22 protein-coding genes and 1 tRNA gene are annotated in these 22,453 nt (G+C 48.6%); 10 read left to right on the plus strand and 13 right to left on the minus strand.

Annotation, left to right across the window (positions count from 1 at the left end; translation table 11 throughout):
• Positions 1 to 109 precede the first annotated feature (109 nt).
• The 4 genes from VFH06_00935 to VFH06_00950 form a co-directional block, all read right to left on the minus strand.
• Positions 110 to 199: transfer RNA gene (locus VFH06_00935), tRNA-Ser, on the minus strand.
• Between the two features lie 15 nt (positions 200 to 214).
• Positions 215 to 1,003 (minus strand): HAD family hydrolase, encoded by a 789-nt coding sequence (locus VFH06_00940; protein ID HET6746655.1) that lies wholly within the window; start codon positions 1,001 to 1,003, stop codon positions 215 to 217.
• On the minus strand, positions 1,000 to 1,950 hold the full coding sequence (locus VFH06_00945; protein ID HET6746656.1) for a hypothetical protein: 951 nt from the start codon (positions 1,948 to 1,950) through the stop codon (positions 1,000 to 1,002). Before VFH06_00945 ends, VFH06_00940 begins: the two co-directional genes overlap by 4 nt.
• Complete coding sequence (locus tag VFH06_00950; protein ID HET6746657.1) at positions 1,943 to 2,599, minus strand: hypothetical protein; 657 nt, start codon at positions 2,597 to 2,599, stop codon at positions 1,943 to 1,945. The genes VFH06_00945 and VFH06_00950 overlap by 8 nt, the downstream gene beginning before the upstream one ends.
• Before the next feature lie 148 nt (positions 2,600 to 2,747).
• Between VFH06_00950 and VFH06_00955 the strand changes: the two genes are divergently transcribed.
• Together VFH06_00955 and VFH06_00960 are read left to right on the plus strand one after the other, a co-directional pair.
• Positions 2,748 to 3,593 carry an ABC transporter ATP-binding protein gene (locus tag VFH06_00955; GenBank protein HET6746658.1) on the plus strand — a complete coding sequence of 282 codons (846 nt, stop codon included), beginning with the start codon at positions 2,748 to 2,750 and terminating at the stop codon, positions 3,591 to 3,593.
• Positions 3,590 to 4,822 (plus strand): ABC transporter permease, encoded by a 1,233-nt coding sequence (locus VFH06_00960; protein HET6746659.1) that lies wholly within the window; start codon positions 3,590 to 3,592, stop codon positions 4,820 to 4,822. Before VFH06_00955 ends, VFH06_00960 begins: the two co-directional genes overlap by 4 nt.
• Before the next feature lie 42 nt (positions 4,823 to 4,864).
• Here the strand turns inward: VFH06_00960 and VFH06_00965 are convergent, their stop codons facing one another.
• Positions 4,865 to 5,914: a bifunctional phosphoglucose/phosphomannose isomerase gene (locus VFH06_00965; protein HET6746660.1), complete on the minus strand. Its 1,050-nt coding sequence runs from the start codon at positions 5,912 to 5,914 to the stop codon at positions 4,865 to 4,867.
• 95 nt (positions 5,915 to 6,009) lie between these two features.
• Between VFH06_00965 and VFH06_00970 the strand changes: the two genes are divergently transcribed.
• Positions 6,010 to 6,498 (plus strand): hypothetical protein, encoded by a 489-nt coding sequence (locus VFH06_00970; protein ID HET6746661.1) that lies wholly within the window; start codon positions 6,010 to 6,012, stop codon positions 6,496 to 6,498.
• A gap of 130 nt (positions 6,499 to 6,628) precedes the next feature.
• Here the strand turns inward: VFH06_00970 and VFH06_00975 are convergent, their stop codons facing one another.
• The 4 genes from VFH06_00975 to VFH06_00990 all read right to left on the minus strand — a co-directional run bounded on the left by VFH06_00975 (position 6,629) and on the right by VFH06_00990 (position 10,275).
• Entirely contained in the window at positions 6,629 to 7,687 is a 1,059-nt protein-coding gene (locus VFH06_00975) for a hypothetical protein (GenBank protein ID HET6746662.1), read from the minus strand.
• A gap of 138 nt (positions 7,688 to 7,825) precedes the next feature.
• Positions 7,826 to 9,469: a chaperonin GroEL gene (groL, locus tag VFH06_00980; GenBank protein ID HET6746663.1), complete on the minus strand. Its 1,644-nt coding sequence runs from the start codon at positions 9,467 to 9,469 to the stop codon at positions 7,826 to 7,828.
• Positions 9,470 to 9,483: 14 nt separating this feature from the next.
• Entirely contained in the window at positions 9,484 to 9,747 is a 264-nt protein-coding gene (locus tag VFH06_00985) for a co-chaperone GroES (protein ID HET6746664.1), read from the minus strand.
• Positions 9,748 to 9,837: 90 nt separating this feature from the next.
• Positions 9,838 to 10,275 carry a hypothetical protein gene (locus VFH06_00990; protein HET6746665.1) on the minus strand — a complete coding sequence of 146 codons (438 nt, stop codon included), beginning with the start codon at positions 10,273 to 10,275 and terminating at the stop codon, positions 9,838 to 9,840.
• A 67-nt stretch (positions 10,276 to 10,342) separates the two neighbouring features.
• On the opposite strand from VFH06_00990, the gene VFH06_00995 reads away from it, so the two are divergent.
• The 3 genes from VFH06_00995 to VFH06_01005 all read left to right on the plus strand — a co-directional run bounded on the left by VFH06_00995 (position 10,343) and on the right by VFH06_01005 (position 12,852).
• Positions 10,343 to 11,374: a peptidoglycan bridge formation glycyltransferase FemA/FemB family protein gene (locus VFH06_00995; GenBank protein ID HET6746666.1), complete on the plus strand. Its 1,032-nt coding sequence runs from the start codon at positions 10,343 to 10,345 to the stop codon at positions 11,372 to 11,374.
• Positions 11,374 to 12,249: a hypothetical protein gene (locus VFH06_01000; protein ID HET6746667.1), complete on the plus strand. Its 876-nt coding sequence runs from the start codon at positions 11,374 to 11,376 to the stop codon at positions 12,247 to 12,249. Before VFH06_00995 ends, VFH06_01000 begins: the two co-directional genes overlap by 1 nt.
• Positions 12,250 to 12,360: 111 nt before the next feature.
• The gene (locus VFH06_01005; protein ID HET6746668.1) at positions 12,361 to 12,852 is read left to right on the plus strand and encodes a hypothetical protein; all 492 of its coding nucleotides are present in this window, start codon (positions 12,361 to 12,363) and stop codon (positions 12,850 to 12,852) included.
• An 88-nt stretch (positions 12,853 to 12,940) separates the two neighbouring features.
• Here VFH06_01005 and VFH06_01010 read toward each other — a convergent pair whose 3' ends face one another.
• Positions 12,941 to 14,296: a UDP-N-acetylmuramoyl-L-alanyl-D-glutamate--2,6-diaminopimelate ligase gene (locus tag VFH06_01010; GenBank protein ID HET6746669.1), complete on the minus strand. Its 1,356-nt coding sequence runs from the start codon at positions 14,294 to 14,296 to the stop codon at positions 12,941 to 12,943.
• Positions 14,297 to 15,385 carry a Mur ligase family protein gene (locus VFH06_01015; protein ID HET6746670.1) on the minus strand — a complete coding sequence of 363 codons (1,089 nt, stop codon included), beginning with the start codon at positions 15,383 to 15,385 and terminating at the stop codon, positions 14,297 to 14,299.
• Positions 15,386 to 15,452: 67 nt separating this feature from the next.
• Between VFH06_01015 and VFH06_01020 the strand changes: the two genes are divergently transcribed.
• Both VFH06_01020 and VFH06_01025 read left to right on the plus strand, forming a co-directional pair.
• Complete coding sequence (locus tag VFH06_01020; protein ID HET6746671.1) at positions 15,453 to 16,034, plus strand: L-threonylcarbamoyladenylate synthase; 582 nt, start codon at positions 15,453 to 15,455, stop codon at positions 16,032 to 16,034.
• 81 nt (positions 16,035 to 16,115) lie between these two features.
• A complete protein-coding gene (locus VFH06_01025) occupies positions 16,116 to 16,802 on the plus strand; it encodes a hypothetical protein (GenBank protein HET6746672.1) in 687 nt (228 codons plus the stop codon).
• A gap of 46 nt (positions 16,803 to 16,848) precedes the next feature.
• Here the strand turns inward: VFH06_01025 and VFH06_01030 are convergent, their stop codons facing one another.
• Positions 16,849 to 17,493, minus strand: coding sequence for a DUF1361 domain-containing protein (locus VFH06_01030; protein HET6746673.1), 645 nt, complete (start codon positions 17,491 to 17,493; stop codon positions 16,849 to 16,851).
• A 64-nt stretch (positions 17,494 to 17,557) separates the two neighbouring features.
• Here VFH06_01030 and tsaD point away from each other — a divergent pair, with 64 nt between their 5' ends.
• The gene (tsaD, locus tag VFH06_01035) at positions 17,558 to 18,637 is read left to right on the plus strand and encodes a tRNA (adenosine(37)-N6)-threonylcarbamoyltransferase complex transferase subunit TsaD (GenBank protein HET6746674.1); all 1,080 of its coding nucleotides are present in this window, start codon (positions 17,558 to 17,560) and stop codon (positions 18,635 to 18,637) included.
• Here tsaD and VFH06_01040 read toward each other — a convergent pair whose 3' ends face one another.
• The gene (locus VFH06_01040) at positions 18,638 to 19,609 is read right to left on the minus strand and encodes a peptidoglycan bridge formation glycyltransferase FemA/FemB family protein (protein ID HET6746675.1); all 972 of its coding nucleotides are present in this window, start codon (positions 19,607 to 19,609) and stop codon (positions 18,638 to 18,640) included.
• Between the two features lie 157 nt (positions 19,610 to 19,766).
• On the opposite strand from VFH06_01040, the gene VFH06_01045 reads away from it, so the two are divergent.
• Positions 19,767 to 22,322, plus strand: coding sequence for a valine--tRNA ligase (locus VFH06_01045; protein ID HET6746676.1), 2,556 nt, complete (start codon positions 19,767 to 19,769; stop codon positions 22,320 to 22,322).
• Positions 22,323 to 22,453 lie beyond the last annotated feature (131 nt).

The following is a 22,453-nucleotide window of genomic DNA, read 5'->3' on the forward strand; positions in this document are numbered from 1 at the left end:
TACCCTCTTTTCCGTTTATGTTTATTGTAGAAAAAATAACGCGAAAAAACAAAACTTTGCCCTATATAGTTAATCAAAAGAAAAGAGCCCTAGTCTAGGACTCTTTTCTTGGCGGAGAGACAGGGATTCGAACCCTGGGTACCATTGCTGGCACACACGCGTTCCAGGCGTGCCAATTCAACCACTCTTGCACCTCTCCACAGGTTTTATAACCCTATTCTACCAGATTAAAATGACGTAGTGCATAGGTGAGGCCATCCGGCGTATCTGATACGGAAGGAACGACAAGATCCGCTTTGGCCTTAAGGAGCGGATCGGCATTTCCCATGGCGACGGTTATGCCGCGCTGTCTCATAGCGTGGATGGCATCAAAGAGAGGGCCATCACCGGAGATATCATCTCCTATACCAACGGCCTTGCCATCGCTTAAACCGGCCAATTCAAACACTTTCGCAATTCCCGTTCCTTTATTAATTCCATTCACCGTTATTTGAAAACACCCCAAAGTCTCACTATTTTCATAGCGCATAAAACGAGCCTGTACTTCGTTCATACTTTCAAACAACTCCTCGAGCCATGGCCCTTCTTCTAGAGGGTACACACCAAAGACAGAGGGCGACTCCTCCGGATAATTAAAACGTGTATCGATACTGGCCGGATCTGTCTTGATGCGCGCCTCCAGAGTTGAAGTCGAAATTTCGATGCATTTTCTGCCGGCTTTACGCATGATTTCTGTTACTGTATCGCGCTCGAGCCAGTTTTTCCAGACTACTTCCTCGGTCGCAAGGTCAACGGCAGTTGCACCACTATCGAGGGAGCCAAGATCAACGAGACGGACACCATGCTGAGCAATTTTACGCATAAGGGGTAAGTTGCGAGCTGTCGCCGGAATAGACGGAACTTCGAGGGCATTTAGAGCCTCTTTTGAGGGAATCGTCTTTGTAAGATGGTCGTACGCCGTATTATCGACATCCCATGCTACCACATCAATACGCTCACTCATTGCTCGCTACCCCGATAAACATTTGGAAGCAATCGGCGAACCACTTCGAGGTCTTTAGGGCGATGAAAACGAAGTTGTCCTTTATCTTCGGGGGCTTCTGAAAAAAGGCGATCGAGCGTCATTGGAAGACCTTTAGCATTTGTCACTTGCCTGTCGGCATCCGTAACATCAGGGGTGATGCGCCCCGTCGCCATATCGACGTACTGCGCGGCAGGGTGCTGCGTGTGCGCGCCAGCATCAGCGCGGAACACGGCATCAACATAGTGCTCGGCTCTATCTTTATACTGTTCAGGAAGCTCATTGCGAAGCATCGCAAGCTCACGCTCGGCATCGTACATTGCCTCTTCGAATGGCAGGTTTTTGTCGTGATATTTACGGATAGCCGTACCAACCATATCTCTTAAAGAAAGTTGCTCAATAACTTGTTTTTCATCATCTGTTAGTACTTCGGTATGAGGTAGGATATTGCGTACAACTTGTAAATTGTACTTTTTTTGATTGCGACTATTACCGTCGAGAGCCACCCCATACGATTTGCCACCATCTTGAAATATAGTAGTGAACACACGAAGTATTCGATCGCGCGGTTCGGCCAGGTCTTGATCGAGCGTATGATTATAAACATTTGTCACAGATTGATTATGCTCGCCAAGGCGGCGGGGGCGAGGTATTTTTATGTCACCAGCGAGCATCCATGCCATAAGAAGCGAGGTTGAGCCCAGCTTGATCATTTGGTTACCCGTTCTTTCGGCGGCTCGCTGTATATCGGCTTCGCGGGGCTGAGCCATATGCTCTTTAATAAAAGCATTGAATGTCTCCGGATCAACAAGCGGCTCGCCTTCACTAAGACGATGGCTGATTTCGCGAGTTATAGCCTCAGGAATTTCGCGCGGACCGGCCAGAATCTCTCTTGTCTGTTCCAAAGAGATGGAACGAGGTTTATTCATTGTTCACGCCCCTGTTATATACTTGCGTTCGTACGTTCGTAATAGAGGGAGCAAGCCGATCTTGATCCATTTGCTCGGCAATGGCCAGGACATCCTCAAGGGCTCCATCGTTAAGTTCGGCAGCAGAGATATCAACAAACGTTCCTGGTTCATGATACATAACTGGATGTTTTGAATTTGGGAGATAGCGGATAGAAAAGAGGTCGGCTGCGGTTAAGCGAAGTGCTTGGCGCCCTGATTGCCTGAATAATGCCTCCACCTCTTCCATGGTGAATTCTTCGTTAGATTCATCATATTCACGACGACGACCAAGCGGGACTCGCGCTGCCGGGACATCTTCGGACCGGGGTACCCATAGTTCGGTCCGGCCAATACGATCAACGAGCTCCCCGTAGTCGTCCGCTTCAGGCGTGCCCCATGATTTACTTGGATCGAGACCAAATACCACTTCTTTTCGCGGTCCGAACCTCCCCTCACCTACAACTCCACCGATTATGGGCAGGTGTGGATCGGCAGTCTTTAACGCATGTCGAACAAGCCGGTCAAGCACTTTACCCCGATTAAGCTCTTGCCCCTCTGGTATTTCCAGTCGTGCTGAAAAAGTGTAATCAACCCCTTCACCAAGCGTATAAGAATGCTTTTCTGCCATCAAATTCCCCCTTTAGCTTTCATCAAATGTATACTGAATACACTTATCATACACATAAGCATTTTGTCAAAGAGCCGCCCTGAGTTGTATAATTTACGCTACCTGGACGGTTGCTTTTCAAGAGAAGACGCTCCTATAATGGGATAGTATGTCACACACCGACGTTTCTTCACCAGTTATTGAACTCCGCGGCCTTACGAAAACATATGGCCTGGGTGATGCTGAGCATCGGGCGCTAGACGGTGTCGACCTTACAATTGAGCGTGGTGAGTTTATCACTATCATGGGGCCAAGCGGATGCGGTAAGACAACGCTACTCAATATTCTCGGCCTTCTAGACCGTGGCACCGAAGGAGATTACCTGCTTGATGGTGGCTCTATGGAAAAAATTGGGAGCGCCAGGCGCGCCCGGATCCGAAGTCAGCAAATTGGTATCGTGTTTCAGAATTTCAACCTTATTAATCGTCTCTCTGTTATCGAAAATGTCGCGCTGCCGCTTACGTATCGCGGTATGCTTCGGACCAAACGGCTCCAGCAAGCAAGCGATATCTTGAAGAACTTTCACCTCTCGGAGCGTGAATATTACATGCCTTGGCAGCTATCTGGCGGACAGATGCAACGCGTTGCAATTGCAAGGGCGCTTGTGAGTAACCCTTCGATCATCCTTGCGGATGAACCGACAGGTAATCTTGATAGCAAATCGAGCCATATTATTATGGAAGAGCTCTCAGACATCCACAAGCGTGGCAATACTATTATTATGGTCACGCACAATCCCGCACTCACAACCTATGCCAGCCGCGTTATCCACATGCTGGACGGGAAAATCGACAGCGATACGAAGATCCCGATCCAGACTGAAACTTCAGCCGAGAAGGTTCCCTTAGGAGCCAAGCGAATCGTAAAAGAAAAAGCTGAGAAGAAGCCAGCGAAAAAACGCAAGACCAAAGCCAAGGCAAAGGCAAAGCCAAAGACGAAAGCGAAGAAAGCATGAGCAAACTCCTTATCGTTGATCATATACAAGGTGCGATCCATTCACTAAAAACCACTCGCACTCGCACTTTTTTGACAACACTTGGCGTGGCAATCGGTGTAGCAAGCATCACGACTATTCTTTCGCTCAGTGGTGGCGTGAGTCAAATGGTTAATCGTCAGATAGATGGACTTGGCGGCAACATCGGCGTTATCCGCCCTGGAAGCCCGGAAAAAACAACGGATATTCTCAGCAATCCTACAATTGATAGATCTTATACAGCCAGTACCCTTACCGAAAAGGACCTAGATGACATAGGAAAGGTTGATGGAATTGATGCGGCCGCTCCTATCATGGTAGTAAACGGTACAATGAAAGCCGGAGATACGACCGTCTCAAATGGGACGGTGGTCGCCACCACCCCCGATCTAAAGGATATTGCCGGCTTACCTATTCGTGATGGCCAGTTTATCGATAGCGTTACGAATCGTGACACTGTTGTTATCGGTAGTCAGCTTTCGGTTGATTTATTCGGTACTGACCAGTCTATTGGACAAACGTTCAAGATCCGCGGGCAGACGTTTACGGTGATTGGGATATTGAAGCGGATAAACAATCCTATTAACTTTAATAATGTCGACTTTGACCGGACGGCCATTATTAGCCTTGAAAGCGGAAAGAGCTTTCATCAAGGTGTCGCCGAAATCCAGCAAATCGATCTTCGCGCAAGTGAGCCTAGCAAGCTGGCGGCATCGTTAAAAACCGTTGAGGAGCGACTTCAAAAAAATCATGGTGGTGAAAAAGATTTTTCCGTACTCTCCAACACGCAAATTGCTGAACCATCCAACCGCTTCTTTGTCGCTCTTACGAGCATTATGACTATCATCGCAGCAATTTCACTTTTAGTAGGCGGCATTGGCATTATGAACATCATGTTAGTAGGAGTAGCAGAGCGAACACGTGAGATCGGGTTGCGTAAAGCGGTTGGCGCCAGCAATGGCAATATTATCTGGCAGTTTCTTATAGAAGCGCTGATCATCAGCTTGCTCGGCGGCATCATCGGGTACGGAGCAGGATATGTGTTTGCCTTTGCTATTAGCACCTTCTTTACCTTCAGCCCAGCCTTTACGTGGCAGATTGCGCTTTGCGCCTTTCTTCTCTCGGTTGGTGTCGGTACGATTTTTGGCATTTATCCTGCAATACGAGCCGCCCAGAAAGACCCTATCGAATCGCTGCGGCACTATCGATAAGCGAAAGAGGCTCAGGAACCCGGGCCTCTTTGTTTTAACAAGCTACTTGGCTTTAGCTAATTCACTCTTTAGTTTTTCTACGAGATCAACAGGCGTCGGATCGACCCCATTAAGAATGGCAACGTAAATACTGGTGAAATCAGCTAAAATACTTGCCCAGAGATGTTGTTTTATGGCCGTATCACCTTCCAACTTAATTGTGTGCGCCTTGGGACGCAGCCCGGAGAGAAGTCTATCGGTAACTTCGAACCGCTTTAAAATCCGCGGATTCTCTAAATGGCTTACGAGATCAAATACCACGAATGGTTTTTCTACTGGATGCGATGACCAGCCAATGAACTCATTGTGATTAAATTCTGGCAGTTCGTTACAAAATGCTACATTTTTAGCGTTTTCGTTCCAACTGATCTTCCACTTGTACGCCGAGGGAAACATCAGGCTACCAGCGTAAATCACAGGGGTTTTTCCTACCGCAAGCAAAGCAAGTTGCTTGGCATAGTTTTTAGCTACCGTCACATCCGACTCCCACTGGCGGGTTTGTTCGTGTAGCCAATCGGCTGTTTCGGCGATTTCGTCAAACCGGGTCTGGTCGACAACACCAAAGTGAACAAGTATTTTAACCAGTGCCCTTAAGTTGTAGATGGCTGCCATACGAGGTTGAATGTTTGCCGGTAAAATAATTGAGGTTATACCGCCCTCAAGCGCCGCTTCCTTCAGCCTGCCTCCCGAGGCGATTATGGCAAGCTGGGCGCCAGCTTTTTTAGCTTCTTCAAGGCCGCTTATCGTTTCTTCGGTGTTACCAGAGTAGCTGCTCGCAATAACGAGTGTATTTTCGTCAACATATCCGGGCAAATCATACGTTCGCACTACCTCGAACGGTACTTTCAAATCGCTTTTTAGCCACGCTTTCGCAAGTACCGCGGCCAATGCCGACCCACCCATACCTGCTACGACTACCTGTTTGATCTCGCGACCGTCGTGCTCTTCGTTAGTAATTTCCGCGATAAATTGCGCTTGGGTATATTGGCTGGCTGCCACCGCAAGTGCACCGGAAGGATCGCGTTGTTTTAGGACATTGTCATCATCTAACATCAAACTTCTCCTATGTTATAGATAGCCTTGCAGGCTTCACTCTTTCTATGATACAGTATTTACAAAAGAAGCATAAGTAATAACCAGAGGTGGGCATGGATATTCAACCAACAAATCAGCAACCAATCAGTGATGACCAAGAGCTGGCCAAAGTACTTGCCGGTGTAACACAACAAGCCGATGAGGCAGCGACAACGCCTGCCCCTGATCCCGTGCCGGCGACCGAACCTCAGGAAGCTGATCAAGAAGTAGCGGAGACGCCCGCCCCAGCTGTGGCTCCAGAACCAGCCGCAGTGTCCTCTGCGCCTGCCGTAAGCCCCCTCCCTGCCGCGACAGGGCTGGACTCAATCAAACAAGATGCTTTAAGCGAGCTCCGACCGCTGGTCGACAAGCTTAATGTTGCTCCTGAAGAAAAGTTTGACACATATCTTCTTCTGATTCGCTCTACGGATGACCAATCTCTTATTGGTCCCGCCCACGAAGCCGCTCGAGCCATAACCGACGAGGCACGCCGCGCCCAAGCCCTGCTTGATATCATTAAAGAAATTGACTACCTGGCAGGCCCACAACAATCAGCCGCTTAAGCTTCCTGAAGATAAAATGGCGTAGCAAAAAGGCCACATGAAAATCATATGGCCACCCCGGACGATCCGAGGATTTAGGGTGTTGCCCCCTTGGTATTGCTGCTAGCCTAGTTGCACGAGCTTTCGCCTACTACGAGGTCACGCGACCCGGGCCAAATTTGGCGATGAGCGCGTCAGCCTTGGAGTCGGCGGTGCTTCGCTGAGCGAGTTGCTCCCTAAGCTGACTAATCTGCCCCTGCAACCGGTTAACCTCGCTCTGATGGGCGGCTTCGTTCTCGTGGATCTGCCGCTTCAGCTTTTCCTTGTCGCCGGCGAGTTCCTCGACGATCGCCACCAAAGACGCGATACGATCATTCGCAGGCGTGTCCGGCGCTGCCGCACTTGTCGGATTGTTGGTGGTCTCCTGGCGCGACGGAACTGGTGTCGGCACCGGTGCCTTGGCGCTTCCCTCGGTCAGCGATGCCGGTTTCGAGTCAACCTTCCTTGTCTCCACCGGACCGGCTTGAGTCGACCGGTACTCACCGGCATCGTCGCAGGGGTGCTCCTCGATCACGCGCTTCAGCGCATCGACATCCAGCTCACGCGTTTCGACCGTCCACCACCAGAGGTGATTATCCTCATCCACTTTCATGTGGGAGCGAATGAGGCCCAGTCGCTTCAAGTAGTAGCGAACCTGCTTCTGCTCCACCCCAAGCATCCCCGTAGCTTTGAGAATGCCCTTGACGTTGAGAGCGACCATGTTGCCCATACGACGAACCGTCGGCTTGGCCGCATACGTCTGAAGTTCCAGATACGCCAGCTGGCAGGTCTCGATCAGTGACTCCATTTCCGACTTGTCGTCCTTCACCACCGACGAGACAGTGAACAACAGCTTACGAACCTCTTCGACGCTCAGGAGAGTCGCCACCTCATCAGGAGTCAAATCTCGAGAAAGCGAAATCGAGTAGGTTCTGGTGCGCTGTTCGTTCATGTCGCGGTTGATGCTGCCGTCCTTCTCCATCAGGAGGAGGGTGTTGCTGACGCAGGCACCGATCGCTTTGGTGTCCGGCAGCCCACAGAGCTCACGTAGCCGCGAAGCTATGCGACCTGTGGAATCCGATAGAACACCTCCTTTACGGTGCAATGCGAGCTTGATCAGGTCGCAGAGTGCGGCCTGTTTCACCGAGTAGGAGTTGCTACCTTCGGTCATGGTCCTCTCCTTCCTCTAGGGATCTGAACCAGTTAATATTATAACATCTAGGTGAACATCTGTAAATGTATGCTTTTATGCAGCATATAAAAATACTTCGGCAATATCCCGAAGTATTTTTCTACATTTTACAACTTGTTACATCATCCCCATACCAGGCATGCCACCGCCTGGAGCAGCAGCTTCCTTTTCAGGAATTTCAACCACGAGTGCCCCCATGGTCGCAGCTGTTGATGCGATAGAAACGGCGTTCTGTACGGCTTCTTTGGTAACTTTTACAGGATCGATAACACCGGCTTTCTTTACGTCGACCAAGCCTGCTGTAGGTTTCATTACATTAACACCAAAACCTGGCTTGCCAGCTTCAACTTGAGCCAGAAGCGCTTCACTATTGAGACCGGCATTCGCAGTAATCTGAAGGAACGGCTGCTTCAAAGCGTTCTTTAAGATCTGACGACCTGCGGTCACACTGTCTGCTCCGTCAGCGGTAATACCAGTAGAGAGATTGACTAGCGTTACGCCACCTCCGGCAACGATACCTTCGGCAAGCGCCGCCTTGGTTGCCGCCACTGCATCATCAACGCGAAACTTCTTTTCATCAATTTCAGTCTCGGTCGCGCCGCCCACCTTAATAACGGCAACTTTGCCACTGAGGGCCGCTGCGCGCTTTTCAAGCTGCTCTTTATCGTATTCGCTCGAAGCGTTGTCGGCTTGAGTATGAATTTGAGTAATACGTGCTTTTACATCGCTTTGCTTACCGGCACCTTCAATAATGGTCGACTCGTCTTTTGTCACGATAACCTTGCGTGCTGTTCCAAGCACATCCAGATCCACATTTTCGAACGTCATACCCTGATCGTCACTAATGACAGTCGCACCAGTAAGGATGGCGATGTCTTCAAGGATTTCTTTGCGACGGTCACCGAACGCAGGTGCCTTAATGGCGACGGTATTAAAGACGCCCTTTAATTTATTAAGGACAAGGATGCTGAGCGCCTCTCCCTCAACCTCATCGGCAATCAAAACAACGTCTTTTTTGCCGGCTTGGGCCAGTTTTTCAAGCATTGGAAGGAACTCTTGGACACTGGATATCTTCTTATCGGTAATAACGATGGCCGGCTTTTCGTATACAGCCTCTTGACGATTCACATCAGTTACAAAGAAGGTACTGACAAATCCACGGTCAAGCGAGAAACCTTCTACTACTTCTGATTCCATCTCCAAGCCCTGCCCGGCCTCTACCGTAACGACACCTTCCTTACCAACCTTCTCTATAACATTGGCAATAAGCTTCCCGATGCTTTGATCACCGGCGCTAATTGTGGCTACTTCGGCAACACGATCTTTCTTGCCTTCAATGCTTTCAGCAAGCTTGTCAAGTTGGTTTATGACTTCGGCGCCCGCTTCTTCAATACCTTTACGGAGTTCCTGAGGATTATGGCCGGCCGCAATAAGACGGTGAGCCTCCTTCAGAACATTGTAAGTAAGCACAGTTACTGTCGTCGTGCCGTCTCCGGCTGCTTTATTAAGATTTTTGGCAGCTTGCTTAATGAGCTCGGCGCCTTCTTTCTGGCCAAGAAGTGCGTCATCGTCATCTGGTAGTTCAATGCTTTCAGCAACCGTCACACCATCATGCGTTACTGTCGGACCGCCGAAACCCTTGGCAATAACCACGTTACGGCCCTTTGGTCCATAGGTTACCTTTACTGCGTCGTAGAGGGCTTTCGCCCCTGTTAGCACACGCTCGCGTGCGTCGTCATCATAAAATACTTTTTTTGCCATTTGCGTACTCCTCACTAAACGGTCGCTAAAATGTCTTCTTCTTTAATAATGAGGTATTCAGTACCATCAATAGTAAGTTCGGTCGTTGAATACTCTTTATAGATGATTTTATCGCCCTTTTTGATCCCTTTTACTTCAGGACCAGTAGCGACAACTTCAGCTAAAACAGGCTTTTCTTTTGCATTGTCTGGCAAATAGATACCGCTCGCGGTCTGAGTTTTTACAGCTTCTCGTACCGCAACAACTCGGTCCGCCAGAGGCTTGATAGGTGTACTCATAGAATTCCTCCGTTTGTTTTATTTGTGTTTTCCATTGTAGATAAAAAAATTAGCACTTGCAAGTCACGAGTGCTAATTTAGAAAAAATACTTAGGCAGATTGAAGGAGTTCACCCTTTACGGCTGCTGGGACGAAGTTTCCCGCTTGCACAAGCTCGTGGATCTCACGAAGACCCGTATCGCTACCAAGTAGTTTACCATCTTCGCCATAAAGCTCGATGGTTGCCGTCTTCTCAAGGTCATCAAATCCCACTACGACACCCCCGGCAAGCTTACTCGTAGAAATACGAGACCCCACAGCATCTTTGTCGCCATGACCGCCATCGATGACGTCCCTTCCCTGCAACCGTAGACCTTCGATGATAGCGTTGGCAATATGATGATGCGTCGGCACATACACCACTGCTACGGCTCCGCCCATAGGCAGCCAATCGGCAAGCGCTTTACCGACATTCCACGCGACATCCACAGTTAAATCGGCATCTCCTTTGCCACGAATATCAAATGCGCCAATTAATTCTTCGCTCATTGTTTCAATTGTAGCACTTATGGTTTTTGAGAGCGAAGAATCCCGGTTATCTTGTACAATAATGATTATGAATGTACGCTTTGCCGACGATACTGAAATAAAAAACTGGAATAAGCATATTCTTCTCAATCCAGATGGAGGAAATGTCGTTCAGGGATACGAGTTTGCCCAACAAAAAAAAGCGGCCGGCTGGACGATTCGTTATATCATGCTTGATTCGCTTGCTATGACCATTATGGAAAAACGCATTCCCTACCTTGGTAAGGTGTGGTACGCACCCAAAGGTCCTGGCGTGTCCACTTTGGCACAGTTGAAACAACTAAGAGAACCGCTGATCGAGTTCGCCCGAAAAGAGGGTGTTTTTACCATAAAAATCGAACCGGAACTTCCTCATACTGCATCGCTTGATGCACTTGACTTTACAAAAACTCGTCCTGTCCAGCAAAATTACGCAACTGTGCTCGTTGACATATCGCCTGATCTTGAAACCATAATAAAAAACTTTCCGCAAAAAGGCCGTCACGCCATTCGTCGGGCCGAACGCGATGGAGTAACAGTCAAAAAAGTACCAGCAACAGATGAAAACTGTCTTACTATGTACATGCTTTTAAAAGAAACTGCTACCGATGCACAGTTTGGTATCCGCCCATCCGAGTACTATAAAACATTCTATCAACGCTATGAAGCCGCCAACTTAGGCCAACTTTTCTTTGCCGAATATGAGGGTCAGGTAGTAGCCGGTGCCTTCGCAATTCATTTTGGCAAAAAAAGTATGTACAAAGACGGGGCTTCGATTCGCAAACGAACCGCCTATGGCGCAAGCCATCTCCTTCAGTGGCATGTTATTACCTGGGCTAAAGAGCACGGTGCTAAAATCCATGATCTTTGCGGTGCGCCGCCAATCGCGCGCAGCAAAGACCCGAGCCACCCCTATTATGGTATTGGCCTTTTCAAAACGAGTTTCAATAAGGAAATTACCGAGTATGTAGGTGCTTACGAAATTCCTGTCCAACATGCAAAATCAAAATTATGGACAAAATACATCGAGAAGATTATCCGACGCCTATACTATAAAAAACATCATGAGTCATATTATTAATGAATACATTCAACCGTACCGTGCTGATGTCAGACGCTCAGCACTTTAGCACGAAGCAGCCCATTAACCCCTACTATAGCGATGACGATCTCAATAATAGCGGTGCGATCCACGAGCACGAAACCATCGCGGCCATGTTCGAATCTGCCGACATCAACGTTCTACGAGTTCCCTCCCCTGTCAGCTCACAAGACGGCGTTTATACGGCAAACTGGGCACTCGTACGTGGGGATATAGCTATCCTCGCACGTCTTCCCAATGTCCGAAAAGCAGAGGAAGATCATGCTGAAAAAATCCTCACTCAGCTTGGCAAAAAAGTTATCCGAGTACCAGAATCGTATCGTTTCAGCGGCCAAGGCGATGCACTTCCCTTTGGCGATTATCTCTTTTGCGGCACAGGATATCGCTCAGATGTCGAAGCACAGGAATTCGCCGCCCAGAAGTTGGGTTATACACGCATTCAACTACAAACCATTCCTGAATTGGATAGTAAAAACAAGCCAGTTGTCAATAAAATTACTGGTTGGCCAGACAGTTTCTTTTATGATATCGATCTTGCTCTCTCTATTATCCGACCTCCCGAAGCGGGTAAAAAGGGGCTCATTGCATACTGCGAAGAAGCCTTTACCCCTGAAAGCCAAGCTCTCCTGGCAACATTCGATGCTGCTGAAAAAATCAAAATATCGCTTGAGGAAGCGACCGTGGGGTTCGCTGCTAACCTCGTTTCTACCGGCAAAACGGTCATTATGAGTGACAAAGCGCCCAAACTTGCAGCTGCCTTAAGGAAGTATGGTCTTAAAATCATGACGCCTCATATCAAAGAGCTTGTAAAAGGCGGTGGCTATATCCGTTGCACCAGCCTTAGCTTTAATTAAAAACACGCACTAGTGAAAAGATTGCCCCTAGACGATAGTCGTTGTATAGTCTCCAAAAAGATGATTAAATACTTTCGTTCACGTGCCGCATCCTACATTTAGGAGAGTAGAGTGACTAGTAAGCGGAAATTAAGGAACGAGGCCATCGAGGCAATGGCGAATCTGGCCAAAAGACGTCCCAATCTTACCTCACAGGCGATAGCTCTCGGAGAGGTTGTCTGGTTCATTCTCCGGCAAAACGGTTTCCAGCGTGAAAGCTCACTGAGACCGGAGGGAGGCTTCAGGCTCTGGCTCGATCGAAGTGACACATTTGCCCCAAACCTAGCCTTGCTGGAATATTACATCAGGGTGAACAAGGATCGTGAGGACGCACAGAAGGAGAAACTTCGAATTGAAGCCATAGAAAGAGAGACTCTTCGGCTTCATGCCTGTCTCGTTCACGCCTTCCTCCCCATACTCGGCGCAAGCAATACCGAGCTGTGCCTCCATCTCAAGCGATCCAGCTGGAGCTCAGAGGACAAGAATTCGCCTGTGGAGTCAATCCACATCACCTTTCCGCCGGAGAACCTGCTTCGGCAGCTGCGTGAAGCCGTGCTACCGTAACCGCGTGCAATCAGCACCGCCCATTGTCTTTTCGAAGCCGGCATAAATCCCGAACCTTCTCTCTCAAAAGAGTGAAGGCTCGGGATTTTTACTTGGCTAATGCCTGTAACGCCTTTCGTGCTTCTTCTGCTTCGCTCCATGGCACAGATATAACTCGCTCCGGGTCACCATCATCCTGCTTCAAGTGGCGAAGTTCAGCCGCGCGTGGTCCGGGGCGAAGGATATCTTTCTCGTGACCCTTACCTAAAAGAATAACTGTGTCTTCTTTTTTCGATACTCGCGAAAATGCAAAGATGATTGCTTCTCTGCGATCATGTACCAAAAATAAATCTCTTTCGCGCGTTTTTCCCACTTTTTCCGCACCCAAAGCGATTTCATCCATAATTTCCTGACCATCGATGTCACGATCATCTTCTTCAGTTAGGACCACCTCGTCGGCATACTTAGCCGCAATCTCTCCTTGGACGGCTCTTTTTTCTTCATCCCTTCGGCCAGCCGAACCAAATACCACAACCAGCTTGCCCTTAACAACCGGCCGCAGATCATGCAGTAACTTTTCAAAGCTATCGGGCGTATGGGCGTAGTCGATAATAACACCGAACGGCTGCCCTTCATCTATCACCGTCATGCGACCCTCCACTCCTTCAAGACTTTTGATGCCATCCTCAATTTGCTGCTTTGAAAGACCAATTTTACGACCTACGGCTACCGCGGCGAGGCTATTATATACATTAAATTCTCCAGGAATCCGGCAACGAATCGCATACGAATCTCCACCGACTTCCGCAGTATACTCACTCCCTTCGGCGGTTAATGAAATATCGTTTGCGGTTAGTTCGCCCGTTTTTATGCCATAGGCCAGCGAGTTAGGCGTAGCGGAAAGAAAGGTAGCCGCATGTTCGTCATCCGCATTTACGATTCCGAGTCGCATTCCGTGCCGTGCGGCAATTTGGAAAAGTCGTCGCTTTGCCGCAACATATCTCGCGAAAGTCTTGTGATAATCAAGATGCTCATGAGTAATATTCGTCATGACGGCAATTTCATACGGAACCCCCCATACACGGTGCTGCACAAGGGCATGGCTGGTGGTTTCAAGCACAACCCACTCTACCCCTTGAGCCTTAAACTCCGCCAAGCGTTTTTGCAATAATGGTGCCGACACGGTCGTCATATGAGCGATCTGCGGGTGGATATCGTCATTTACTCCATAGGCTACCGTCGTCAATAGCCCTACCTTCAGCCCAGCCTTTGAAAGCATCTTATGGATCATAAACGAGGTAGTCGTTTTGCCATTCGTGCCAGTTACCCCAATAACATGCATCGATTTTGACGGAAATCCATAACGAATATTCGCTGCGATCGCCTCAATAAGATGACCCATAGGCTCAATTCGTTCAAACAGGCCGATCGGTATTGCTTTTTTTACAATGCTACGAAAAGACATCTATTGATTCTCTTTTTCACCTAAAATGCCCAACTGATCTTTTTGTGAGGCGAACTCTTTTCCAATAAGCAACACTGTATCATCAAGCTTAGCTGCCCGGCCCACAATACGCCACGCTTCTTCAGGAGAAGCTACTACTTCCGCTCCTGGGAGCGCTCTCTCGTCGGCTAAGACCAATACGAGTCGATCGGCAACTTTTTTAACATACCGGATAGTTGCGTCATCACACTTAGCTGCTTCGAGAGCAACAAGAAGTCGGCGCTTACTGAGTTCTGCCGCAGAATCAACTACCATTTTTATCGAAACATCGGTGCTAGCTTTATCTACTACAACCGAATAAGGACGATCTCCCTTCAAATATTCGTAGTTATCTTCTACCGCCTCTACCGCAGCTGCGCCTTCTTCGACGGTATTAAAAGGGATGCCCAAAACATACGCCGACGCAATTGCTGCGGTTAGATTGTAAGCATTAGCCTTCCCCACCAAATGTGTTGCTGCCGTGAGGGAAGTATGATGGTCAATGGTCAAATCGACCTCTGTGCCCTTACGATATAATGTCAATTTATTAATGCGGGCTTCGGCTGTTTCTTGCTCACCATACGTAATCACCTGATGGTCAGCTATTTCCAGCAAACCCGCCTGATACGTATCTGGAATGACCGCATAATTCAGGTCTCCCGCCAGAAGTTCATCAGCCTCAGGCGATTTGCTTGTCGCTATTACTGTATCGATACCCAGAGCCATCAGCCCCCCCGACCCCATAAGCTCAGGAGTCACCTCAACGATAAAAAACTCAGCCGCGTTACGCTTTGCATCTTTCAATTGTCGTTGTAAATCCGATACTACATCCTCTGAACCTGGCACGTAGGTGACAACCACTCGTCCAGTCTCTTTTAAAATAGCCAGGAGCAATTGTGTCGTGGACGTCTTACCGTACTCGCCTACCACTACGATGACTCGCACTGTACTTGCCGGGTTTCCGTAGCGGGCACTTACCAGCTTCGCCCTTCCCTTACGGTAAAGCCCGAGTACTCGGCCGGCTAGTCCACCGGAAGCCGTCTTCTCCATATCCCCCAAAAATTCTTTCATGTCCCTATTTTACCACTCTGATCATCACTACAAAATACAGCCTATTAATGATATGATAACGGGCATTATGCACCACAAATCATTTCAAACAATATCCAGGGAAGAAGTAGTCGATCACCTTCTTAGAGGTGAGGTAGGTGTCATGCCAACCGATACGGTATACGGACTTGTCGCACGCGCCTCAGACCCGAAGGCAGTAGCCAAGTTATACGCCTTAAAAAACCGGGACCATAAACCGGGTACGGTTATCGCGGCCTCAACAGACCAACTTCTTGCACTTGGTGTCAATAAACACCATATCGACCGCGTTAAGCAGTGGTGGCCTAATCCTCTTAGCGTTGAGACCCCGCTTGGTCCCGAGCTCAATTACATGCACCAAGAGACCGGCCGACAAGGATTTCGAGTGGTGGCAGACGAAGCCGTAAGAGCCATCCTTGAAAAAACAGGGCCGCTTGTTACCTCAAGCGCTAATCATCCGGGAGCCCCAGGTTCTACCAATGTAGACGAAGCATGGGAATATTTTGGAGATCGTGTTGATTTTTATGTTGATGGCGGCGACCTCTCAAACAGACCCCCATCAACTATCGTTAAGCTTCACCAAAATGGCACGATAGAGGTCATTCGTGAAGGTGCGGTAAAACTCTCTTAGCTCCAAAAACTTTTCCATAATATTGTTACTAAAGCAATGTTATGTTTAAATTAGGCAGTACTCTCTCCCCTAGGAGGAACTGTGAGAAAAATACTCTGGTTCGTTGTACTGGGCGCAGCGGCCTTGGCACTTCTTGTATCGGGGTGTAGCGGCTCGCCCGTGCATCAATCACGCGCCGAGTACCAGGCCAAGCTCGATGCCAGTCCCATCCGTTTCGACGCCAGCACGCAGGTTATCGGTAAAGGTGGCCGGCTGTACATCAAGAAGGGCGCTTCAGCCACACAGAGCTGCCTGAAGCTCTGTGGCACAATCGAACCCAAGGATTCGGCCGATCCGCAGAGTGGGTTCAAAGTAGCGCTCCCCATCGGATTCAGAGTGGCAATGAACACACCGCAAACCCTGGCCGACGGCCTAGTCACCGAACTGACGTACTGGAATCCACTCACCCAAGCGGAAGAAGGTGTTCCTTACGAGCGCGACCGGGCTATCGAGGTGCCTTCGTCGCTCATCAGCAAGACAGTCAATGACCTGGCAGAGGTGAAGGAAGGCTTCATCCAAGGAGCCTATGTTCACCCCACGCACGATGGCAGCTGGGTAGTCGACCGCGATATCCCGCTCTGGCGTGAACCGTTAGGACTTGACTACGGCATGACCGTCACGGTGAGAATCACCGAGAACGATGGCAAGCCTTCCGTCTGTGTCCCTTCGGGTACAGTACTGAGTTCGACCGTGACGGATGACGGGATCCAGGTTTCGAGATCCTGCTAGCAGGGAGTACGGGGCAGCGGTTCGTTCGCTGCCCCACTCTCAAAACTTATGCATTCTTTTTTGCTATCCACATGCACCAGTACAAAGTTACGAGTACCGCAAAGTAGCTTAACGTCACCGAGATTAACCCAGGGTGCGCAGAAGGGTGAGCCACTATCGACCAAACGTCTCCAAAGAGACCAACCGGGTTACTCACCACATCCCAGCTATTCCACCTCAATTCTCTACCCAAATAAATTGCAAAGCTGCTCAGCAATAGCACCACCCCTACAAGTGGTGTTATTATTTTTGCCCTCAAGTGGCGTAGGTAGGCCGTATGAAGAAGCCACAGACTCGCGAAGCCCATCACAAACCCGACGATACTAAACTGCGCCAGCATTATCACATCCTGTACAATATCCACACGTTGCACCTCCGGCAAGTGAATGTAATCTGTAAAAATATAAAAACTATTTGGCAAAAACAGAAGCCAAATAATCAAAAGAGCCACCGTACGCCAGTTCTTCCAGTTATAGGTATTAAGCAGCTTCCGCAAGCCTACAGCAAGAGCAAGCGGAATTGCACCGAGAAAAAGATTGTATGGCAAATACCAATAGTCGAACGTGTGATTCCGCAGTGCGCCTACCGCAAATAAACCTATTGCTACTATACTCGCAACGATTAAACTTATGGTAAAAAGTCGGAAATTCATTACCTCTAGTATACTCCGAGAGCCCTTCTGTATTAAAGAGGTGTAATCTGCTAAAATGAGGGCAATGAAAATTTTGGGAATAGAAAGCAGTTGTGACGAAACCGCGGCCGCCGTCGTTGAAGATGGTCACCGCCTTCTCAGTAATGTCGTTAATTCTCAGATTGATATCCATGCCGCGTATGGAGGAGTCATCCCAGAGGTAGCTGCTCGAAGCCATATCGAGGTAATAGAGCCTGTTATCACCCAAGCCCTCCAAAACGCCCACGCCACGTGGGACGACATTTACGCCATTGCCGTCACTTATGCGCCGGGACTTATCGGGTCGCTTTTGGTGGGTACGCTCGCCGCTCGAACGCTTGCTATCTTAAAAAACAAACCCCTATACCCCGTTCATCACGTCGAAGGTCATGTTTACGCAAACTTTATTACTGAGCAATCGACCGATCTTTCTTTTGCGCTTCCCTCAAAACAGCCTGAATTTCCTATGCTGGCCCTTATTGTGAGTGGAGGCCACTCGCAACTAGTCCTCTTCCGCGATCATGGCGACTACACGCTCCTGGGCCAAACTCAGGATGATGCGGTAGGAGAGGCGTACGATAAGGTGGCAAAAATTATCGGCCTCCCCTATCCAGGCGGTCCCGCTGTAGATACACTCGCTCTTCAAGGTGACCCCTATAAGTATCCTCTGCCAAAAGCCAAGCTTAAAAACCCTTACGACTTTAGCTTTTCAGGCCTCAAAACAGCTGTTTTACGGGCAGTACAGCGCGAAGTGGGTGTTGACTTCACTTTTCCATCTTATGGCCTTCCAGCACGCTTAAACGACGTTCAACGGGCAGATTTTGCTGCCAGCTTCCAGCGCATTGCCAACGAAACGCTTGTCGACACGGCCTTTCGCGCCTTTTCGGCCTACGCACCCAAATCCGTTGTTATTGCAGGCGGTGTTGCCGCGAGCCAAGCCCTTCGTAAAATGCTTGCAGATCGACTCCCTATCGCCATCGAATATGCGCCTATCAAACTATGTACTGATAACGCAGCCATGATCGCAGCACTTGGCTACTACTACGCTCAAGCTAAGGAGCCTACGAGTCCTTATGATCTTGAAGTTATCCCAAGTCTCTCAATGACTAAAACAGCCTGGAAATAGCTATCGTTTTATTGCCCGAATAATCTTCTTGGCCGCCGGAAGACCGTACGTCCATGCATGGTAAAATGGCGAAAGCGGAAAATCGAATGTACCAACCATGTTGTTCTCATGATCAGCAAAACCTTGTTTAAATGCGCTGATCCCATCGTTGATCAAGCCATTGAGGTCATACTGGGAGATTCCCCACTTCTTCATCATGGTAATAGCCTGCCATTTTAAGGTGTAGTTGGCCCTCGCCTCCTGCCCTTCATCCGTCACACCCCCGTATAGTTCAAACGCGGTAAAATTACTGATAGCCAACCACAAGAAGGCAACCATTTTTTCACCATGAAATGCGGCAAATACCGGCGAATGATCACCTAATTCCTTAAAAATATCTTCATAATAGTCATCACCATGAAGTGCAAATCCGGCGCGCCGAGCTGTTTGCTTATATATAGCCAAACACTCCTGTAATTCTGTCGCTGTTTTTATCTGGCGAACAGTCACTTCTGCCGCAGATTTTCGAATATACTGTCGTGTTTTTTTTGCCATAACGGCAAGCAATTCTTCTTCAGATCGCTCCAGATCAAGAATAAGAGTCCGAGGCGCCAAGATAGTGTTTGATGACTGGCGCCACCCCTCCGGCAGGTCTGCCTTCTCCCAATTCGGTTCGATCGTTAAGACTGTCGCAGGATGATGTTCTCTAACATAGGTAACCAGTGCATTCAAAACCACCCCCCTCTTACTCTCAACACACACAGGCCCTCTCGGTATATACACCAATGCCTTAAATGGCTTTGGTAAATGGCGGATCAAAAGTTGCGCGGCTCCCGCTATCTCGCTTCCCTCTCTCGCAACAACCCTCTCAGCACGCCAACCATGCGTTGCTTTTACTTCTCCCCAACCCCAAAGTTGGAGCGGGTGCCCACCATTATCGAGTACAATCTCATCCCATTCTTCCCTGTCGTTACAAGCCCTAACCTCTGTCATATCTTCCTATTATACACCTCCGTCATGTGGTATAATTAAAGAGGAAAATAAACACGTGGTGAAACATACTGGAGGATTTGTCAAACTTTTCACGTGAAACGTTTGTTATCTTCGCTGTGCTTTTTTCACGTGAAAATTACAACAGAGAGCGACCTCTATGAAACTAGCTAAAACGTACGACCCTAATCAATACGAGCCAACTATTTATGCCCTTTGGGAGCGCTCAGATGCCTTTAGTCCAAGCGGAGAAGGGGAGCCTTATAGTGTCGTAATGCCACCCGCAAACGCAAACGGCAACCTTCACTTAGGTCACGCACTCACCATCGGCCTTGAGGATATCCTTACCCGCTATTACAGAATGAAGGGAAGGGACGTCATCTACATTCCAGGTGAAGATCATGCTGGTCTAGAGACATGGGTTGTATATGAACGCGAACTTGAGAAAAAAGGCCAAAGCCGATTTGATTTTAGCCGTGAGCAAGTATACAGCCAGGTATGGGACTTTGTTGCTATGCATAGGGGTAATACCGAATTGCAGATCCGTGCCTTAGGCGCAAGCACTTCTTGGAAAGATCTCGTATTTACTCTTGACGATAAGGTTATTGATCGTGTTTATAAAACATTCAAAAAAATGTGGGACGAAGGCCTTGTTTATCGAGGCGAAAGAATTGTTAACTATAGTACGAAATACCAAACGGGCTACGCCGATATAGAGGTCGATCACAAGTTAGAGAAGGGGACTCTCTGGAAAATTGCCTACCCAACACTCGATAAAATCGGTGAAATTGTCATCGCTACCACCCGTCCCGAAACACTTCTTGGAGACGTTGCTGTTGCCGTCCACCCTAATGATGAACGATATAAGCATCTCGTAGGCACACATGTATTGCTACCTCTTACTAATCGCGAAATTCCGGTAATTGCTGATGAATATGTTGACCCCGAGTTTGGTACCGGAGCGGTTAAAATTACTCCGGCTCACGATCCTAACGATTTTGAAGTGGGGGAGCGTCATAACCTTGAGCGTATTCAGGTTATCGACTTCGACGGCAAGATGATAAACGTGCCACAACAATTCGCGGGACTTGAGGTAGAAGAAGCTCGCAAAAAAGTTCTCGCAGCCTTAAAAGCTGGGGAGTTCCTGCGCGGAGAAGAAACGATCGAACACAGCGTGGGATACGACTATAAGAGCGGACTTCCAATTCAGCCCCTTATAAAAGAGCAATGGTTCCTCAACATGAAACCGCTTGCCGAGCGTGCTATTAAAGCTATTGAAAACGGGGATATCGCATTTACGCCAACAAGTAAAAAATCGGCGTTGGTTAATTATCTCAAAAACATCCGAGACTGGAACCTTAGTCGACAGATTCCTTGGGGGATTCCTATTCCTGCCTTCCAAAACGAAAATAACCCCGAAGATTGGATATTTGATACACGAGTCGACGAAAAAGCAATCGTTGTTAATGGTACTACATATAAGAGATCGGAAGAGACGTTCGATACGTGGTTTTCAAGCGGTCAGTGGCCGTTTGTTACAACAGACTATCTTGATGGCGGAGAGCTCAAACGCTTTTATCCTCTCAACGTAATGGAGACCGGAGCAGATATTCTCTATGCCTGGGTGGCACGCATGATCATGTTCGGACTATACGCGACGGATACCGTGCCGTTCAAAGACGTCTATCTCCACGGGCTCGTTCTAGATGAACACGGCCAAAAAATGAGCAAAAGCAAAGGAAATGTCATCAATCCGATGGAACTCGTTGCCGAATACGGCTCTGACGCTCTTCGTCTCGGCATTATCGCTTCTCGCAGCGCCGGCCAAAATCAGGCATTTTCAACTAGTAAAGTGATTGCCGGACGCAACTTCTGTAATAAGCTGTGGAATATTGCTCGCTTCATAGAAGGGAAGTTGGGAGACTCCTACACACCTGAATCACCCCAGCCTCAAACTCTTGCCGACCACTGGATTATCAAAGAGCTTACCGATGCCGCTAGCTCGATCGAGAAATATCTTGAAAGCTATCGTTTTGCCGAAGCAAGCGAAGTAGTTTACCACGCCGTTTGGGATAGTGTTGCCGATTGGTATATCGAAGCCAGTAAAACTACCGAAAACCCTGCCATGCTGGCCTGGGTACTCGATACGAGCCTCAAGCTTGCTCATCCGTTTGCGCCATTTGTTACCGAAACCATTTGGCAATCGCTCAGCTGGCACAACGATAAAGAGCTTCTTATTGCCGCTTCATGGCCCTCTGAGACCGCGTATAACGATATAGCCGCTGCCGAGTTCGAACAGCTCCAAACACTCATCGTAGAGGCCCGTTACGTGATGTCTGAGCTGCCTGGTAATGAGAGATATCCTCTTGTTTACCAAAACGACGCGCTTGTTGGCGATAACGCCGACCTTATCCAGCACCTCAGTCGCGTAAAAGAAGTCCGGGAAGAAGCTCAGCCAAAAGGCCTGCGGCTTGCAAGTAGCAACCGCGAAGCTTGGCTGGAGATCAGCGAAGAAACAATGTACGAACACCAAAGCAATCTTGAAGTACGCCTCGCCGAAACCAAGCAGTTTATCAAAACTCTTGAAGCACGCCTAAGTAACGAAAGTTACACCGCAAAAGCGCCCGCTCATCTTGTAGAAGAGTCTCGTAAGCAACTCGAAGAGAAAAAGACGTTGCTGCAACGCCTTGAGACCGAGCTGGCAGTTTTAAAGTAAGCGTCATCCGCTTCTTAATAGACCAAGGCTGACACACCATCTCTCGAACAATGGACTCCGCGCCAAGAATTTCACGAATCAGCGATGTAAATTCTTGGGCTCTCGTATGTTGTTCTCAAGAGATGCGTCAG

It is taken from the genome of Candidatus Saccharimonadales bacterium, from assembly GCA_035697325.1.
Lineage (GTDB): Bacteria > Patescibacteriota > Saccharimonadia > Saccharimonadales > Saccharimonadaceae > JALRBM01.